This window comes from Chryseobacterium sp. TQ-BC-N36, from assembly GCF_058382295.1.
Genome location: NZ_CM178175.1, coordinates 3388323 through 3403430, shown reverse-complemented (window position 1 = coordinate 3403430; position 15108 = coordinate 3388323). Strand labels below are relative to the sequence as shown.

The window sequence follows — 15108 nt, the reverse complement described above, 5'->3', positions numbered from 1 at the left end:
ATGAGTACCACCTCACATCAGATAGGCTGGAAAACAGCCACAGCTATTGTTGTTTCCAATATGATCGGGACAGGGATTTTTACCACCCTGGGGTTTCAGCTATCCGATATTACCAATACCTACAGTATTTTCCTGCTATGGATCATTGGAGGAGTCCTTGCTCTGTTCGGGGCTTTTTGCTATGCTGAATTGGGCTCACATTTTAAAGGAAACGGAGGTGATTTTATCTATCTTAAAGAAACTTATCATCCGTTGTTTGGGTACCTTATAAGCTGGATTTCGCTGATCATAGGATTTTCTTCTCCTGTAGCTTTGGCAGCCTTGGCTATGTCAAAATATCTTTCTGTATTCGATTATTCTTTCGGAAACAGTTTTGCGATTGCTGCCATTTTTCTGGTTGCAGTTACATTATCATTCAGCCTGAAAACATCCAGCCGGTTTCATAACTTTTTCACTTTCATTAAAATAGCTTTTATTGTTATCCTGATTATTCTGGGAGTTGGGCTTGCAGATTCACCACAAATCGGCAACAGCCTGAATTTCAGTGACAGCTGGAAGAATGAGATTATGCTTCCGGCATTTGCTACATCGCTGGTATTTGTCACCTATTCCTATACAGGCTGGAACTCTGCATCTTATATTGCAGGAGAGATAAAAGAAGTTCAGAGAAACCTTCCAAAATCCTTGATTATAGGAACTGTTTTTGTGACGGTAAGCTATATTCTGGTGAATTATATTATGCTGAAACATGCTCCTGTAAGTCAATTGGCAGGAAAAGAAGATGTGATGGGAGAAGCGGCTGTCAACATGCTGGGACCTGCTTTTGGAAAGATCGTCAATATTTTTATTGCTCTGCAGCTTATTGCAACCATCAGTGGTTATCTGTGGGTAGGATCAAGATTAACACAGGCTTTTGCAAAACATACATCCATTTGGAAACCATTGTCAGTGGGCAATGCAAAGAGAATTCCGGTAAGAGCTATTTTCGCCCATGCCGTCATTGCAGCTATTATTATTCTAACCGGAAGTTTTAAAGAAATTTTTGTCTATACAGCCTTTATTTTACAGCTTTTTGCAAGCTTGGCTATTTCTACCGTATTCTTTCTGAAGAAAAAAGACAGAAAAATCTTTAAGTCGAATGCTTTCCACATTTTTCCGGCAGTTTTTCTGTTGTTCAGTATGTATATTCTTTATTTTACATTCATTCATAATCCTAAAGAAAGCCTGATCGGACTGGGAATTATCGCAGTAGGAATTATTTTATATCTGATTGACAGAAGACTTTCTAAAGGATCTCAGACTCAATCCTAATGATGCAGAAAGGGGAATTAACAAATTGGATATTCAGCCTTTTTGCCGTTTCATCTCCTTTCCCCCTAATGCTCAAAAATTTATGCTGATTCGGAATTTTAATTTTGAATTAATAATTCTTATCTTTGCACCCACAAAATTTCTACAATGTCTAAATCATTAATTCCAAAATTAGAAGCTATAAAACAAAGATATAATGAGGTGGCAGACCTTATTATACAGCCTGATGTCATTTCAGACCAAAAAAGATATTCTTCTTTGAACAAAGAATATAGTGATTTGGGGAAAATTGTAAGAGTTTACGATCAGTACAAAGGTGCTTTAGATAGTATAGCAGAATCTGAAGAAATCATCGCAGATGGTTCAGACAGAGATCTGGTAGATCTTGCTAAAGAAGAAAAGCTGGAAGCCCAGGCTAAAATCCCGGGACTGGAAGAAGAGCTGAAAGTATTGCTGATCCCTAAAGATCCTGCTGATGACAAAAACGTTATCGTAGAATTACGTGCGGGAACAGGTGGTGATGAAGCTGCTATTTTCGTGGAAGATATCTACAGAATGTATACCATGTATTTCAAGGCAAAAGGATGGAGACATGAAGTAACAGACTCTAATGAAGCGGCAAAAGGGTATAAGGAATTGATCATGAAGGTAGAAGGTGAGGGCGTTTATGGGATCATGAAGTTCGAATCCGGCGTTCACCGTGTACAGCGTGTCCCTGAAACGGAATCTCAGGGAAGAGTACATACTTCTGCAATTACGGTAGCGGTTTTACCGGAAGCTGAAGAAGTGGATGTAGAGATTAATCCTGCAGATATTGAAATGCAGACTTCACGTTCAGGTGGTGCCGGAGGGCAGAACGTAAACAAGGTTGAAACGAAAGTTCAGCTTACCCACAAGCCTTCAGGACTTGTAGTAGTGTGTCAGCAGGCTCGTTCTCAGCTGGCTAACCGCGAACTGGCAATGGAAATGCTTCGTGCTAAACTATATGACATCAAACTTCAGGAAGTTCAGGGAGATATTGCCGCTCAGAGAAAAACAATGGTATCTACAGGAGACCGTTCAGCAAAAATTAAAACATACAACTATCCGCAAGGTAGAGTGACAGACCACAGAATCAATAAGTCCATGTATAACCTTGATGCTTATATGAATGGAGATATTTCTGAAATGATTGATGCCGTAATCATGGCAGAAAATGCAGAAAAGATGAAGGGGGAAGAAGAAAATTACTAACAATCGAAATAAATAAAACACAGCCTCTGATTTTTCAGGGGCTGTGTTTTTTCAAATACTAAATACAATATAAACTATGAAAAACTACAGAATTATTTTAGTGTTGCTTCTTACTGTGATGGGACAGCTTCTCAGTGCTCAGACTGAGGTTAAGAAACCTAAAGAAGCGTTTGAACTGTTCTTCGGAACTTTCGTCAATAATGATGAAACAGCATTGAATAAGCTGAATGATTATTTAAAACCTACTGTAGAAGGGCAGAATGCATATCAGGTAGATTTTAAAGAAACTTCACAGGAAATGATAAACGGCAGTGTTGAGAATTTCCTTTCTGCTTTTCCTAAAGCGACTGCTTCAGCATGTAAAAAAGAAGCGGAAGACTATTTCATTGCCATGTTCGGGAATTTTAAGAATGGAAAATTGACCGTTAAAAATGTAAAAGTTGTTCCTAATGAATATCTCGAAGGGGAAAAAATTGCAGAAATAAGCTATACCGTAAGCTTTCAGGTACCGGCAAAGCTGACATCCGGACCTAAAGGAGATATGAAGAAAGTAAAGGCTGAAGATCTGAAAAAATATTTGATTCAGGCAGCTCAGGATTTTAAAAATGCTGATAAAACAGTAATCACCGATCAGAATTTTAATCTATATGAGCTGAAGGAAGGCGGTAAAATATATTATTGGAATGGCAGTCCGGATGAAATTGTTTCCAACCTTACCGATTTCTACTTTGAAAGTTTCGGAGCAAATGAATAACTGAAGCCATGCTTATAAAGAATAGAAAGTCCCGATTTAAAGGGACTTTTTTTATTTCACATACTTTACGTATTTTTGAGAAAAACCGATCAGTATGAATTTTAAACCTATATTGTTAACTGCTGGAGTGTTATTTTCAGCATCTTTTTATTCTCAGAAAATGAATTATCCTAAAGCATTAAAAGGAAGCCAGACAGATACCTATTTCGGAACTGCCGTTTCTGATCCTTTCAGAGATCTGGAAAATGATTCTGAAGCTACAAAAAAATGGGTAGATGAAGAAGTTGCCTACAGCCAGAATTATCTTTCTAAAATTCCGTTCAGGGATAAAATTAAAAGCCAGTTGAAAGACATCTGGAATTACGAGAAAATTTCAGCACCTTTCAAGGAAGGAGACTATACCTATTATTATAAAAATGATGGTTTGCAGGCTCAGTCTGTGTTATACAGAACCCATAACAAAACCAATGCAACGGAAGTGTTTTTAGATCCTAATAAATTTTCAGAAAAAGGAACTACTTCTCTTTCCAATCTGTCATTCAACAAAAAAGGAAATCTTGCAGCGTATTCTATTTCTGAAGGAGGAAGTGACTGGAATAAGATCATTATCATTGATGCAATTACCAAAAAACAGATCGATGAGACAATCGTGGATGTAAAATTCAGTGGGATTTCATGGCAGGGGGATGAAGGATTCTATTATTCAAGCTATGACAAACCGAAAGAAGGAACTGTACTTTCCGGAATGACGGATAAGCATAAAGTATACTTCCATAAACTGGGTACAAAACAATCTGAAGATCAATTGATTTTCGGAGGAGATAAAACACCAAGAAGGTATCTAAGCGCCGGAGTTTCTGAAGATCAGAGATACCTTATCATTTCTGCGGCTAATGCTACAAACGGAAATGAATTGTATATCAAAGACCTTAAAAAAGGAGGAGACTTTGTGCAGATTGTCAATGGGTTTGATATCAATGCCAGTATTGTTGATACACAGGGAGATGATCTCTTTATTTTTACTGATAAAGATGCTCCTAATATGCGTCTTGTAAAAACAACGATAAGCAATCCAGCTCCTGCCACATGGAAGGATGTGATTCCGCAGACTGAAAATGTATTGGGGATTTCTTCTGGTGGAGGGTATTTCTTTGCAACCTATATGATTGATGCGATAGACCAGGTGAAACAATTTGATAAGACAGGAAAACTGGTCAGAGAAATTACACTACCCGGTAAAGGAAATATCTCAGGATTCGGAGGAAAAGAGAAAGAGAAAGATGTTTATTACTCTTTCAGTAATTATATTACCCCGGGAACTACTTATAAATTCAATGTAGATTCAGGAAAATCTGAAGTTTATCAGAAACCAAAAGTGAAGTTTAACCCGGATGATTATGTTTCGGAACAGGTATTCTATACTTCAAAAGATGGTACAAAAGTTCCTATGATGATCAACTATAAGAAAGGAACTAAACTGGACGGTAAAAATCCTACTATTCTTTACTCTTATGGAGGTTTCAACATCAGCCTTCAGCCGTCATTCTCTGTAGTCAACGCTATCTGGATGGAAAATGGTGGTATTTATGCTGTTCCAAACATCCGTGGAGGAGGAGAATATGGTAAGAAATGGCACGATGCAGGAACAAAACAGCAGAAGAAAAATGTTTTTGAAGACTTTATCGCAGCCGGAGAGTACCTTCAAAATAAAGGCTATACTTCAAAACAATATATGGCACTTTCAGGAAGGTCAAACGGAGGATTGCTGGTAGGAGCAACAATGACAATGAGGCCGGACCTTGCGAGAGTAGCCTTTCCGGGAGTAGGAGTTCTGGATATGTTGAGGTATAATAAATTTACTGCCGGAGCAGGATGGTCTTACGACTATGGTACTGCGGAAGACAGCAAAGAAATGTTCGGATACCTTAAATCTTATTCTCCGGTACACAATGTAAAAGCAGGAACTTGTTATCCATCAACAATGATCATCACCAGTGATCATGATGACAGGGTAGTGCCGGCTCACTCATTTAAATTTGGAGCAGAGCTGCAGGAAAAGCAGGCATGTAAGAATCCTATTTTGCTGAGAATTGAAAAGAATGCAGGCCACGGAGCTGGAAGATCAACAGATCAGGTGATCAGTGAAAATGCAGATCTTATATCATTTGCATTGTATGAGATGGGAATAAAAAAATAAAAATAAAAAATATAATATTCAAAAAAACGGCTTTTTTTATTTAAAATTAGTCGTTTTTTTTGTTCTATTGTGTTTATAATTCTTATTTTTATGGCGGATATTTAAAGTTTATTAATTCTAAATTAATTAAGTAATTATGAAAAAAAGAATTTTACTGGTTTGTGCACTGGCGGCTGGGTTTTCCAGTTTCAATGCACAGAGGTGGCTGCCAGCCTCACAAAAAACATCTGAAATCAGAAAAGAGGTACAGGTACAGTATTCTTATAGGCTGGATTTACAGTCTTTAAGAGATGTTTTAAAAAATGCTGTAGAAACAGGAAAAGGTGCACAGGCTGTTATTGTTTCTTTACCTACCGCAGAAGGGAAAATTGAAAAGTTTGCAGTATACAGTGATCCCGTTGTTGAAAAATCAATGGCGGACAGGTACCAGCTAGGATCTTATGTTGGGGTAGGAGTTGATGATCCGGGTAAGTATGTAAGGTTCAGTACTGCACCTACTGAGTTGCAGTCTATGATTATCAAAGATGGCAAATTTCAGTTCATAGAACCCATTACCGCAGATAAACAGGTTTATGGGGTTTTTTATAAAACTGAAAGAGCTGCTGGAGATCATGGATTCGAATGTACTACAGAAGAAAAGAACTTTAAGGATATAAAATCATTAGAATTCAACGGAAAAAAAAATCTTTCTAATGTAGGAATTACGAACAGACCGGCAAGTACGAAATTCAGAACTTATAGATTAGCACTGTCTACCACAGGAGAATATACAAAGAAATTTGATCCGGCTGGAGGAATCACAAACACCGTTATTCAGATGAATGCTACGATGACCCGTGTGAATGGTATTTTTCAAAAAGATTTTGCCATTAAGCTGATCATTCAGGACTTACCTAATATCATATTCCTTGACCCTGCAACAGATCCTTACACAGGAAACTTAAATTTACAGCTTCAGCAAACTTTAACAAACACGGTAGGAAATGCTAATTACGATATGGGGCATGTTTTCAATGCTGCAGGAGGTAACGGTAATGCTGGTTCAATAGGCTCTACATGTGTTGATCCCGCCACTACAACTTCATTAGCAAAAGGATCTGCATTCACACAGAATACAAATCCGGTTGGAGACTCTTTTGATATAGATTATGTGGCTCATGAAATGGGACATCAGTTGGGAGGCAACCATACTTTTTCGCACGTTTCAGAAGGTTCCGGAGTAAATATAGAACCGGGAGGAGGAACTACTATCATGGGATATGCCGGAATTACCGGAGATAATGTTCAGGCTTATACTGATGCTTATTTTCATTACTCCTCTATTAATCAGGTTCTTAATAGTTTAGACAGCAAGCCTGGATGTGGAACCTCAGAAAATATAACTACGAATACAGCTCCTGTAATTTCACTTCTTCCTACCTACAGTATTCCAAAAGGAACAGCTTATTATCTTGATGCTACAGCTACAGATAATGATCCTGTTAAATATACATGGGAACAATATGACAGTGTTGACTCTTATAATTCAATCTCAGGAGACAGCGGTTGGGGATATAATGCTCAGGGAGCTTTAACAAGATCTTATTTTGGTACTGCAAGTGGAAGGAGGTATTTCCCAAGCCTTCCAATAGTAATGGGAGGATCTTTAACTGATAAGACTAAATGGGAAACAGTTTCTTATATTCCAAGAGTACTTAAATATGCAGTAACAGTTAGAGATGAGAATGCTACTACGCCAATGCTTGTATCCGCTGAAACTACTGTAACAGTTACAAATGACGGTCCTTTCAAATTTAATGGTCTTATTGATAGCAAAACATTATATAATAATGCAGCCAATACAATTTCATGGGATGTAGCTAATACCAATACTGCACCTTATAATGTAGCTAATGTAAAGATCGAATATACGACAGATCTTGTCAATGGATCAACATGGACTGAACTTGTAGCTTCTACTCCTAATACAGGAAGTTATACAGCACAAATGCCTTCTGGATTAACAGGTCCTATTAAATTGAGAATTTCAGCTATTGGTAATGTATTCTATGCTGTATCTCCTAAAATTATAGTGGGAGCTGCTCCAACTTCAACGACAGATGCTCCAACAGGAGTGGGTTCAATAGCAACAGAAATCTTAAAAACATCTGCTACTATCGGATGGAATAGTGTCCCAGGGGCTACTTATGCTGTTAAATATAGAAAATTGGGGGAAACAAACTGGACAAATGCTACAAGTACCACTAATTTTATATTATTGAATTCTCTTGAAGATGAAACAAACTATGAAGTTCAGGTAGCTGCAGTAGTGAATACAGTACCTGGAGCATTCTCTTCTACTTATACATTCAAAACAAAAGGTTTGAGAACTGGTTCAGATTATTGTTTAATGACAACAGGTGGAAATAGCTTTGCAAGTTTCAGCTTTAACAGTGGCTTAGCCCAGTTAAACTTAGCTAACCTGGCTTATTCTCAATTAACATATAAAACGATTTTCAGTACGTATCAGGATTTTACTGAAGATGCAACGAAAATAGTTAATTTAACAAAAGGAACACAGTATACGCTATCTTATTTCAATGTTGGTAATACAGCAGGGTATAATGACAGAATGGAAGTTTGGATCGACTTTAACAGAAATGGAGTTTTTGAAGCTTCAGAGAAAATAGGCTCTAAAACAACTATTCCTCCTTCAAGCGGTCAATATACAGGAACGATTGTATTTACTGTTCCTACTACTGCATATACAGGAGATAAATTATTGAGGATGAGAGTAGCAAATACTTTCTTTAATGCTGCTACCGGTCCATGTGGAAGTCCATCAGTTCCTGTACAGGGAGGTGGGGTTATCTCTCAGGGGTCATTCAAAGATTTTTCTGTGAAGATAACAGATAATCTTGCTGTGGATGAAACAAAAGATGTAAAATCATCTGAAATTTCAATTTACCCGAATCCAGCGGATACTTTCGTAGAAGTGAAGAATCTTAAAGGAAAAGCAGATTATAAAATCTATACTGCTGACGGAAGATTAGCTCAGGAAGGACAGATTGACGGACAAAGAATCAATGTTGCTTCATTAATCAAAGGTATGTATGTGATCACGATAAAAGATGACAAAAATACCTACAATACGAAGCTTATCAAAAAATAAGCAGACTATTTACCAATAAGAAGGGCCGGGCATTTACCCGGCCTTTCTCTTTTACTAAAACATAGAAAAACAGCATGTTAACAGAAGTTTCATGTTTCGTTCAAAAAAATTAACTTTACGGGGACAAAAATAATTGGAATGCGAAAGATAATTTCTGTGAAAAAACCGGATTTTAGTGTATCACCTCATGAAAAAGAGATTTATGACTTTGAAAAAGACGGGCTTGAACTCAAATCATCCTATGAGAAAAAAGATGTTAAAGATGAATCCTTAACGCAGACTTCTCCGGGAATTGAGCCCTATCTGAGAGGACCATATTCTACGATGTATGTACAGAAACCCTGGACGATCCGCCAATATGCCGGATTTTCTACTGCTGAAGAATCCAATGCTTTTTACAGAAGAAACCTTGCTGCCGGTCAGAAAGGACTTTCAGTCGCATTTGATTTAGCAACGCACAGAGGGTATGACTCTGATCACTCAAGAGTGGTAGGAGACGTAGGAAAAGCGGGGGTTGCCATTGATTCAGTGGAAGACATGAAAATTCTTTTCAATGAAATTCCGTTAGACCAGATTTCAGTATCTATGACCATGAATGGTGCTGTACTTCCTATTTTGTCTTTCTACATCGTAGCTGCAGAAGAGCAGGGTGTAAAGCAGGAGCAGCTTTCAGGAACCATTCAAAATGATATTCTGAAAGAATTCATGGTAAGGAATACCTATATTTATCCGCCGGCACCTTCCATGAAGATCATTGCAGATATTTTTGAATATACTTCGCAAAACATTCCAAAATTCAATTCCATCTCTATTTCCGGATACCATATGCAGGAAGCTGGTGCTACTCCAGTGCTCGAAATGGCTTACACTCTGGCAGACGGTCTTGAATATGTGAGAACCGGAATCAAAGCAGGAATGAATGTTGATGATTTCGCACCAAGGTTATCATTCTTCTGGGCAATCGGGATGAACCATTTCATGGAAATAGCTAAAATGCGCGCTGCAAGATACATATGGGCAACGCTATTAAAACAGTTTAATCCCCAGAATCCGAAATCGCTAGCATTAAGAACCCATTCTCAAACTTCCGGATGGTCCCTGACAGAACAGGAACCTTTCAATAATATCACAAGAACAGCCATTGAAGCTTTGTCTTCAGCATTAGGAGGAACTCAGTCTCTCCACACCAATGCATTAGATGAAGCCATTGCTCTTCCTACAGATTATTCAGCGAAAATTGCTAGAAACACACAGATCATTCTTCAGCAGGAAAGCGGGATATGTGATGTGGTAGATCCAATGGGAGGAAGCAATCTTGTAGAAAGCCTTACCCAGCAGATGATTGAAGAAGCGATGAGGTACATTGATGAAGTAGAGCAGGAAGGGGGAATGACCAAAGCTATCGAAGCCGGAATTCCGAAAATGAGAATTGAGGAAGCTGCCGCTAAAAAACAGGCTAAAATTGATAGCGGAGAAGAGTTCATTATCGGTGTGAATTCATTCAAATCCTCACTGAAGCAGGACCAGATAGAAATTTTAGATATTGACAACACAGAAGTTCGAAGAAAACAGATCGAAAGGCTGAATACGATTAAAACAGAAAGAGATCCTGAAGCCGTTGAGCAGATCCTGAATGAGATCCGTGAAAGCGCAAAAACAGGAAAAGGAAATCTTCTGGCATTATGCATCGAAGCGGCAAGAAGGAGAGTTACTCTTGGTGAGATGAGTGATGCTATGGAAGAAACCTTTGGAAGATACAAAGCTAATATTAAAACAATCTCTGGGGTATACGCAATGAATGCCGGTAAAAACGAATATTTTGAAAAAGCTCTTCATCTGACTCAGAAATTTGAAGAAGAGGAAGGACGCCGTCCAAGATTAATGGTTGCTAAAATGGGACAGGATGGGCACGACAGGGGAGCTAAAGTGGTAGCAACAGCATTTGCAGATATGGGATTTGACGTAGATGTAGCTCCGTTGTTCCAGACACCGGAGGAAGTAGCTAAACAGGCTGTAGAAAATGATATCCACATTTTAGGAGTATCTTCATTGGCTGCAGGACACAAAACATTGGTGCCGCAGGTTGTGGAAGAATTATCCAAATTGGGAGCAGATGATATTACCATTGTTGTAGGAGGTGTAATTCCACAGCAGGATTATGAATTCCTGTATGCTAACGGTGCAGACTTTATTTTCGGACCTGGAACCAACCTTCCGAAATGTGCCGTAGAAATTCTGGAAAGATTTTTAGAGAAATAAATAGAAAAGCTTTAATTTCAGCACGGAAATTAAAACATAACTATGAATCTGAAAAAAATTATAAAGTCTACGAGGAAAAAAATACTTCTTCTCGTAGGCTTATTTATTGTTATATGTTTCTTTCTGGTAGTTTCGGGGAAGAATAATCTATCAGCACAAAGCTCTCCGGTTGTAGCAGACACCGTTTTGGTAAAAAAGCATTTAGCAGCACTTACCCAAACTCCACAATTCAGGAATCATAAAAATATTGATCAGCTTAATGCCGTTGCAGACTACATCCATCAAACCTTTGCTGCTTATGATGACAGTACCTCTTTTCAGGAATATAAAGTAGACGGAAAAGTCTACAAAAACGTCATTACTTCCTTCGGGACAGAAAATACCAAAAGGATTATTATTGGAGCGCATTATGATGTTTGCGGAGACCAGCAGGGAGCAGACGACAACGCAACCGGAGTTACAGCCCTCCTGGAACTGGCAAGAATGCTGAAAGGGCAGAAGCTGAAGTACAGGGTAGATCTAGTTGCGTACACGTTGGAAGAACCACCTTATTTCAGAACAGAAAATATGGGAAGCTATGTCCATGCAAAATATTTAAAGGATAACAAGATCGACGTATATGGAATGGCCAGTGTAGAAATGATAGGTTATTTCCGTGACGAAAAAGGTTCTCAGGGTTTTCCTATAGGGTTTCTTTCTTGGTTCTATGGCGATAAAGGAGATTTTATTACTTTGGTCAAAAAATTCAGTGGTGCAGGTCAGTTTGTAAAAAATTTCATTGAAAATTTTAAAGGGTCAGAACAGATAAAAACAGAAACTTTCTCAGCCCCCAAATTTGTTGCGGGTATAGATTTTTCTGATCATCTTAACTATTGGAATTTTGATTTTCCTGCACTTATGATCACTGATTCTTCCTTCTTCAGAAATAAAAACTATCACGAACCCACTGACACTCTGGAAACGCTGGATACCAATAGGATGACAAAGGTTATAAATGCTATATTTCTCAGCATTATTCACCTTAAGTGAAAAAAATAATTTTGATTGTCAGAAAAATGTATATATTTGCACCTGAAAATCAAGTTTAACCATTAAAAACAACGAAGCAATGTTCAGAACAAATCAGAATTCTACAGTTGGATTACCGCTTATGGTGGTAACGCTTCGTGGTTTGGTACATTCTTAGAATAACAGTACAATGAAATATCAAAACCCGAAGTCGTAGAGATTTCGGGTTTTTTATTGCGCAATATTTCAAACTTCAAGTTTTCCCGAAATCTTTTTTAGTGTCATTAAAGGCAAAATAGGATGAGAAATATTCCTCAGAACTATTTCGTCTATTATTAATTCATTCAACTGATATTTTAGTTGATTAAAAGCTGTGCGAGATAAAAAATTAAGATCTCACATCAGGCTTGTGTGAACAATGGAAAATAATAACCTTCTGTTTTCCCGGCTGAGAAGCATGAGAAGCAGAAAAAGAGCAATTAGAAAAGATGTAGAAAAGCAGATAAGAAAACAATACAAACGTAGTAGAGAACTCTGGAAAATAAGAAGAAATCTTCCGTTGATTCCATTAGATAAACCTTATCAAAAAGGATTTGTAAGATTCTTTGTAGTGAGGGATGATGTAAAGCAATCCAAAGATGGAGATTTTTTCGAAGGAATTTTAAAGAAGATCAATACCTATTCGTATTCTGAAAACCGCAAGTTTCTCAAAAAGAAAAGAAAGTTCGGAAGAAAGATATATGTAGAAAGAGAACAGAAGCTCAGGTATATCACTTCATTTTCCTGGAATGATCCGAAATTGGGGCTTACCGACAGAGAAAGACAATACTTTGAAAAGAAAGAAGACTATTGCCCTGTTCGTAAGATATTCGGAACCTACTATAAATTCACTGAACCGTGGAGATTTACTCTGAGAGTAAAACCCAACATGATTACTCATTACAAACCCTTGGATCTGGAGCTGGAAAAAGAATATGCAGTGCTGGATTCCTATTTGGGAGAGTATAAGGTGATAGGGATTATGAACAAGACTATTTTATGTAAGTCAAATCCATGGAAAGAAACGTATCAAAGAAAACTTATCAAAAGCAGGAAATATGTGACCTGCACAATGTCTGCAACAGAGATTGCAGAAAGCTTACAGGACGAATAAGTCCAACTGTTATTTAAAACAAAAACAATGGGAAATTTAAAACTAAAAGGAAAAGATATATTAAAACTGGGCTATCCAAATAACCAAAGCGTAAACGTAGCATTGGAAGTCATGAAAAGAAATTTTGCAACGAAGAATATTCACCACGTAAAATCTCTTTTAAAGGAAATCCTGTTGAATCCGGAAGAATTTGAAAAAGATCTCACCTTCGGACAGATTGCAGAAACCCTGCTTTCATCCAAAAAAACTGAAAAGCGGATGCTGAATTCCCAGCGGGCTTCATTTCAGATTTTTGGTACTAATATCTCAGAAGAGGCAAAAAATCAGCTGTATACTGCTTTGAAACTGCCTGTTTCTACTCAGGGAGCATTAATGCCGGATGCCCACAGCGGCTACGGACTTCCCATAGGAGGAGTGCTGGCAGTAGAAAATGCGGTAATCCCTTACGGTGTAGGTATGGATATTGGCTGCAGAATGAGCCTTAGTATTTTGGATACACCGGTTTCTTATCTTGAAGGAGCAAGAGATAAATATGAAAAAGCGCTTGCTGAGCATACAAAATTCGGGATGTATGAAACGCATAAATCTCACATAGATCATGAGATTTTCGACAGGGATACATTTGATATGATTCCAATCTTAAGAAGATTAAAAGGAAAAGCGATCAAACAGATGGGGTCCTCGGGCGGCGGAAACCACTTTGTAGAATTCGGGGAAGTGGAAATCACTGAAGAAGACGAACAAATTGGCCTGCCAAAAGGAAAATATCTGGGAATTCTTTCTCATAGCGGCTCAAGAGGATTGGGAGCAGAGATTGCCCAATATTACTCAAGAATGGCTGTAGAACAGTGCCCGTTGCCAAAAGAAGCTCAAAATTTCGCATGGCTGGATCTGAGTACTCATCTGGGACTGGAATACTGGACCGCAATGAATCTCGCCGGAGATTATGCTTCAGCCTGTCATGATGATATTCACAGAAGGCTCGTTAAAGCGGTTGGTGGAAGAGTAAAAGCCAGAATTGAGAACCATCACAATTTTGCATGGAAGGAAATCCATAATGGAAAAGAAGTGATTGTTCACCGCAAAGGAGCAACGCCTGCCAATGAAAATGAACTGGGCATGATTCCGGGGTCTATGACGGCAAAAGGATTTATTGTTCGCGGAAAAGGAAACCCCGAATCCCTTAACTCAGCATCGCATGGAGCGGGTAGAGCCCATTCAAGAGGAGAATGCAAAAACCTTTTCACTCAGCATGATATCAAAAAAGAACTGAAACTGAAAAATGTCACACTGATGGGCGGAAATGCAGAAGAAGCACCAATGGCCTACAAAGACATTAATGAAGTGATGAATGCACAGAGTGAACTGGTAGATATCCTGGGAACATTTCAGCCGAGAATTGTGAGAATGGACAGGTAGCCAACCTGATATTTTACAACCTTACAGGTTTCAAAAACCTGTAAGGTTTAATAAATAAAATATTTAAAAACAAAAAAATGGGAGCACCACATAACATAAAAAGATACGGTGAAGTCTGGCCGGAATTCAGAATCCGGTTAGGGCTTGAAATTTTAGATAAATTAAGAGATAAAGTCATTTTATCAGGTGGCTGGGCATGGCATTTTATGTCAGAAACAGGACATATGGAATATAAACATGCACATGACCATAAGGATATTGATGTTTTTGTAAAGAAAGAAAATATAGCAGAGGTAGTGATCATTCTTCAGAAGGAAGGATTTCAGAAAGTCTGGACCCGGTATGATCATTTGCCCAGTGAGGAAAACTTTCGCAGATATGAAAAAACAGTTGAGCTGGAAAATGAAAAATTTCACAGAATTACCATTGACTTCTTTGAAAAAGATGATCTTGAAACAGTTGAAGCCAATGATTTTACCGTTGTGAGACCTGATATTTTACTTTCATTTTACAGGAATATTCACTCCAGTGACAAATGCTGGGCAGTAATGGCCGCAAAAGATTTATTACAAAAAGGGATAGATCCGGTGGGGCACCCTTTATTAAGTAAAATGCCAATATAA

General features: G+C 38.1%; 10 protein-coding genes. All 10 read left to right on the top strand.

The window, feature by feature from the left end; all coding sequences use genetic code 11:
• Positions 1-1311, top strand: a complete 1311-nt coding sequence (locus tag AC3FI7_RS15170) for an APC family permease (protein WP_491460427.1) — start codon at positions 1-3, stop codon at positions 1309-1311.
• A 147-nt stretch (positions 1312-1458) separates the two neighbouring features.
• Positions 1459-2544, top strand: a complete 1086-nt coding sequence (prfA, locus tag AC3FI7_RS15165) for a peptide chain release factor 1 (protein WP_002983952.1) — start codon at positions 1459-1461, stop codon at positions 2542-2544.
• 76 nt (positions 2545-2620) lie between these two features.
• Entirely contained in the window at positions 2621-3298 is a 678-nt protein-coding gene (locus tag AC3FI7_RS15160) for a hypothetical protein (RefSeq protein ID WP_343661034.1), read from the top strand.
• 94 nt (positions 3299-3392) lie between these two features.
• Complete coding sequence (locus AC3FI7_RS15155) at positions 3393-5495, top strand: prolyl oligopeptidase family serine peptidase (RefSeq protein WP_491460426.1); 2103 nt, start codon at positions 3393-3395, stop codon at positions 5493-5495.
• A gap of 136 nt (positions 5496-5631) precedes the next feature.
• Positions 5632-8646 carry a reprolysin-like metallopeptidase gene (locus AC3FI7_RS15150; RefSeq protein ID WP_491460425.1) on the top strand — a complete coding sequence of 1005 codons (3015 nt, stop codon included), beginning with the start codon at positions 5632-5634 and terminating at the stop codon, positions 8644-8646.
• A 138-nt stretch (positions 8647-8784) separates the two neighbouring features.
• The gene (gene scpA / locus AC3FI7_RS15145; RefSeq protein ID WP_491460424.1) at positions 8785-10905 is read left to right on the top strand and encodes a methylmalonyl-CoA mutase; all 2121 of its coding nucleotides are present in this window, start codon (positions 8785-8787) and stop codon (positions 10903-10905) included.
• A gap of 42 nt (positions 10906-10947) precedes the next feature.
• Positions 10948-11934: a M28 family peptidase gene (locus AC3FI7_RS15140; protein WP_491460423.1), complete on the top strand. Its 987-nt coding sequence runs from the start codon at positions 10948-10950 to the stop codon at positions 11932-11934.
• 397 nt (positions 11935-12331) lie between these two features.
• Complete coding sequence (locus tag AC3FI7_RS15135) at positions 12332-13066, top strand: hypothetical protein (protein WP_142725151.1); 735 nt, start codon at positions 12332-12334, stop codon at positions 13064-13066.
• Between the two features lie 27 nt (positions 13067-13093).
• On the top strand, positions 13094-14485 hold the full coding sequence (locus tag AC3FI7_RS15130) for an RtcB family protein (RefSeq protein ID WP_491460422.1): 1392 nt from the start codon (positions 13094-13096) through the stop codon (positions 14483-14485).
• A gap of 77 nt (positions 14486-14562) precedes the next feature.
• The gene (locus tag AC3FI7_RS15125) at positions 14563-15108 is read left to right on the top strand and encodes a nucleotidyltransferase family protein (RefSeq protein ID WP_491460421.1); all 546 of its coding nucleotides are present in this window, start codon (positions 14563-14565) and stop codon (positions 15106-15108) included.

Coding starts and splice junctions, on each gene's coding strand:
- AC3FI7_RS15160 (WP_343661034.1), top strand. CDS start 2,621: ATGAAAAACTACAGAATTATTTTAGTGTTGCTTCTTACTGTGATGGGA.
- AC3FI7_RS15130 (WP_491460422.1), top strand. CDS start 13,094: ATGGGAAATTTAAAACTAAAAGGAAAAGATATATTAAAACTGGGCTAT.
- AC3FI7_RS15125 (WP_491460421.1), top strand. CDS start 14,563: ATGGGAGCACCACATAACATAAAAAGATACGGTGAAGTCTGGCCGGAA.
- prfA (WP_002983952.1), top strand. CDS start 1,459: ATGTCTAAATCATTAATTCCAAAATTAGAAGCTATAAAACAAAGATAT.
- AC3FI7_RS15170 (WP_491460427.1), top strand. CDS start 1: ATGAGTACCACCTCACATCAGATAGGCTGGAAAACAGCCACAGCTATT.
- AC3FI7_RS15155 (WP_491460426.1), top strand. CDS start 3,393: ATGAATTTTAAACCTATATTGTTAACTGCTGGAGTGTTATTTTCAGCA.
- AC3FI7_RS15135 (WP_142725151.1), top strand. CDS start 12,332: ATGGAAAATAATAACCTTCTGTTTTCCCGGCTGAGAAGCATGAGAAGC.
- scpA (WP_491460424.1), top strand. CDS start 8,785: ATGCGAAAGATAATTTCTGTGAAAAAACCGGATTTTAGTGTATCACCT.
- AC3FI7_RS15140 (WP_491460423.1), top strand. CDS start 10,948: ATGAATCTGAAAAAAATTATAAAGTCTACGAGGAAAAAAATACTTCTT.
- AC3FI7_RS15150 (WP_491460425.1), top strand. CDS start 5,632: ATGAAAAAAAGAATTTTACTGGTTTGTGCACTGGCGGCTGGGTTTTCC.